This is a genomic window from uncultured Blautia sp. (assembly GCF_902497045.1).
Taxonomy (GTDB): domain Bacteria; phylum Bacillota; class Clostridia; order Lachnospirales; family Lachnospiraceae; genus Blautia_A.
Genome location: NZ_CABVDF010000278.1, coordinates 1 through 3,081 on the forward strand (window position 1 = coordinate 1; position 3,081 = coordinate 3,081).

The following is a 3,081-nucleotide window of genomic DNA, read 5'->3' on the forward strand; positions in this document are numbered from 1 at the left end:
GTTTTTCGGATCAACGAAAAACTTCACAATGTAAAACAGGGCCTTGCCCTAACAATAAAAGTCTATGAACAGATTACAATCCATCTGTCCATAGACTTTTTATTTACACAGAATTATATTATTTCTTAGAATTTGCCTTCTTTCGCAGCTTCCTCGATGTAAACAGCGATGTCCGTAAATTCAAGGGCTATCGACCATTTTGTTTCCTACTCGTTTCCTATTCACCAATTTTGGTACTTTTTCAGCAATTCTCAAGCCAATTTTATATCTCAATTCCGTCATAAACATAGCCTGTTTCCTGCCAAAATTTCATCGGTGATATGTAGTAATCATACTGGCTGCTACCCTCTTTCTTGAAGGCCACCCCAAATGTGAGTAAACCCTGGATAATTCCCTGTCTCACAAACTGAGGATCTTTCTTCATTACTCTTGCAGCTACATTCACCGGTACATTTTCGCCAGTAAATCTTGGTACTTCTAACCATACCTTCTTTTCTTCCATTTGTCAACTCTCCCTCCAATATAATTTTCCATATACCCAGTCCAGCAATTTCAATGCGATCATTCCTGGTGCCAGCATTACCAGCACCACCAAAAGAAAAATCCGGCCAGCACTGCTGCCGCAAACTCACCTTTCCTAGTTTTATCGCACCACTCAGCTCTCGGACATATTCCTTCATCAGTATAGCACTTGCCATCACATTCGTCTCCTCGCTGCCACATCTCCCTCACCCCTTTTCTGCAAGGGCTTTTCCAACCGCTTCCATAATGTTCTCTGCCTTTGCTGGTCCGATTCCCTTTACTGTCAAAAGGATTTCTCTTAGCTCATCTGCCTTCAATCCTTCGGAGTCTACCTTGCCCTGGTTATATGCGTTCATGTAATACCGCGACAAGTAGTTGGACATATCCTGGTGGTCCATTTTCTTAATTTCCTTATACATCTTTCGGTTCAAAACCATCTGCTTTGCCATGACTACTCGCCCTCTCTTCCGTCAATTCGATATACCGCATCATCGTAATAAGGGTATATCCGTCCATTATTTCTTCCGGTTCTTGTATCTCTGATGCGGAACGGATCTTCTCCTAAACCGTCTACTTCCTTTCCCATGAATACTACACCTTTTCCGCTCAGCGGATGATCTTTGCATCTGAAGTGTACAACATCACCCACCTGCATCTCTCTTCCATCTTTCGCATATTTACCTGTCTTCATCTTCTTTTACCTTCTTTCTATCTCTTGCTGCTGATCTAAACATCATAAGTAGCATTTCTGATACCGGTTTGCTCCGATCATGTCTCTTGGCTTTCTTTATGCAGGTTAATTCTGTCCCATCCAAAACATATACACCAACGTAGTGTGGGACCTCCAATGAAATCGTTGCGTAAATCTTCTCCGGCATTACCAGGTAATTATAATCTCCGAGGAAATTCAAGCCATGCCCCGAGCGAAAATCCTCTACAGATGATTTCACTTCATAACAGTAAAAGTCTCCTTTTTCTATTCCTGACACCGTATTATTAACCGGCTTATATCTCATATAATCAACTCTGACTGCATGGTTTGTGGAGTAATCAAATGTCACTTCCTTAGCCCAATATATCCGAGGATCATTATACGGATTGATTTTCTTTTCAAGTGCCAGAGACAACATAGCTGTTATCTCTGGTCTTCTGCTCACTCTTTCTTCTCCTTCCTGTACAGTTCAGATGTTCCTTCTACCACATTTTTTTCTTCATCATTTAAAAATTGGAACCCATACTGCTCCAATACTTTGTAGAACGCCTTTACTTTCTCACCCCTAGTTGTGCTGTATGTATAATTCCACTCAACCAAGTCTGCGTCTGCAACCATTGCCGATACTAAACAGAGAAGTTTCTGCAATACACTGAGTCCCTGCATTTTCTTCTTTGCTGCCTCGATCTCTTCTTTCGGCGCATTATAGACTTCGCAGCCAACAAAAAATTGAATCAACTTGTTATGCCCTGCGAAAGCTTCCCAATGCATCATCTGTTCAAAAAGATCTGCCTCGACCTGTTTCTCATCTGTAACTTTATCAATTCTTCCAGACAGAATACCTTCAATGAACACTTTTCTTGTATTTGCCGCCTCTTTCAGAATTACCTTGATCTGTTTCTTGTTACGCATATTCTGCTTTTTTGCTTCCTCTTCCGGTGTAAGTGTCTTCTTTCCCTTCTTTCTCTTACGGATCACGTACAATGTTCCGTATCTTTCCAGGTAAAACATTGACTCACCATTATCCTCGAACTTCATCGTCTTAGGCGGTTCCTTGTCAAGGCTGTAATCCTTCATACGTTCCCACTTATCCGTGTAAAATTCACTGTTTGCTTCCTTCGGAGCTTTCTTCAATCCCAGCTTCTTCATTTCGGCAACATAAAGTTTCATATTTTCCTGCTGTTTCTGTTCTCTCTGAGCATTGATTGCACGTCTTGCCAGATCCCTAGAATCCGTAGAATCCTTCAAAATTTTATCTCTGATCTTAATATCCTTGATCTTCTCCAGTTCGTACAAATCTGTAAGTGTCAACTGGTAGCCATCCTGTCTCTCCTTCTCCTGCAAAGTTTTAGAATCCAATTTCGCAATATTCAAGCGATGCTTAATAGTCTTCTTACTGAATCCGGTCTTTTCTGCGATTGTATCTTCTGTCTCTCCCAAATCGAGCATCAGCTGAAAACCCTGCGCCTGTTCCCAAATCGTCAAATCATTACGCTGCATATTTTCTTCCAGCATGATTGACAACTGCTCTTTTCGACTCAACCCTTCCGCAATCCTACACGGCAATTCTTCCAATCCGGCCAACTTTGACGCTTCATGCCGGCGGTTTCCGATCAGCGCATAATACTCTCCTGGTTGGCCTTCCACTGGGACTACTGTTAAATTCTGCAAACATCCCTGCTTCTTCATTGACTCTGCCAATTCTTGTAGATCTCCAAGATTCTTTCTTGGATTCTCTGGATGTGAATGAATATGTTCCGTTTTTATATATACAACATTTCCTCTTCTATCACTCATTTTTTCTTCCTTTCCTAATTTGCAAACTTCAAAACGCTTTTAATCAATTT

At 41.3% G+C, this 3,081-nt stretch carries 5 protein-coding genes; all 5 read right to left on the reverse strand.

Going from position 1 to position 3,081, the window contains the following annotated elements; all coding sequences use genetic code 11:
• Positions 1 to 262: 262 nt before the first annotated feature.
• Entirely contained in the window at positions 263 to 502 is a 240-nt protein-coding gene (locus RDS42_RS13670) for a hypothetical protein (RefSeq protein ID WP_308784140.1), read from the reverse strand.
• A 226-nt stretch (positions 503 to 728) separates the two neighbouring features.
• Positions 729 to 971 carry a hypothetical protein gene (locus tag RDS42_RS13675; protein ID WP_308784141.1) on the reverse strand — a complete coding sequence of 81 codons (243 nt, stop codon included), beginning with the start codon at positions 969 to 971 and terminating at the stop codon, positions 729 to 731.
• A 2-nt stretch (positions 972 to 973) separates the two neighbouring features.
• The gene (locus RDS42_RS13680) at positions 974 to 1,213 is read right to left on the reverse strand and encodes a hypothetical protein (protein ID WP_308784142.1); all 240 of its coding nucleotides are present in this window, start codon (positions 1,211 to 1,213) and stop codon (positions 974 to 976) included.
• A complete protein-coding gene (locus RDS42_RS13685) occupies positions 1,200 to 1,679 on the reverse strand; it encodes a hypothetical protein (protein WP_308784143.1) in 480 nt (159 codons plus the stop codon). Before RDS42_RS13685 ends, RDS42_RS13680 begins: the two co-directional genes overlap by 14 nt.
• Positions 1,676 to 3,031 (reverse strand): ParB/RepB/Spo0J family partition protein, encoded by a 1,356-nt coding sequence (locus tag RDS42_RS13690; protein WP_308784144.1) that lies wholly within the window; start codon positions 3,029 to 3,031, stop codon positions 1,676 to 1,678. The genes RDS42_RS13685 and RDS42_RS13690 overlap by 4 nt, the downstream gene beginning before the upstream one ends.
• Positions 3,032 to 3,081 lie beyond the last annotated feature (50 nt).

What these genes read in the sequence shown, in the direction of transcription:
- RDS42_RS13670 (WP_308784140.1), bottom strand. Translation starts at nt 502, where the DNA reads ATGGAAGAAAAGAAGGTATGGTTAGAAGTACCAAGATTTACTGGCGAA.
- RDS42_RS13675 (WP_308784141.1), bottom strand. Translation starts at nt 971, where the DNA reads ATGGCAAAGCAGATGGTTTTGAACCGAAAGATGTATAAGGAAATTAAG.
- RDS42_RS13680 (WP_308784142.1), bottom strand. Translation starts at nt 1,213, where the DNA reads ATGAAGACAGGTAAATATGCGAAAGATGGAAGAGAGATGCAGGTGGGT.
- RDS42_RS13690 (WP_308784144.1), bottom strand. Translation starts at nt 3,031, where the DNA reads ATGAGTGATAGAAGAGGAAATGTTGTATATATAAAAACGGAACATATT.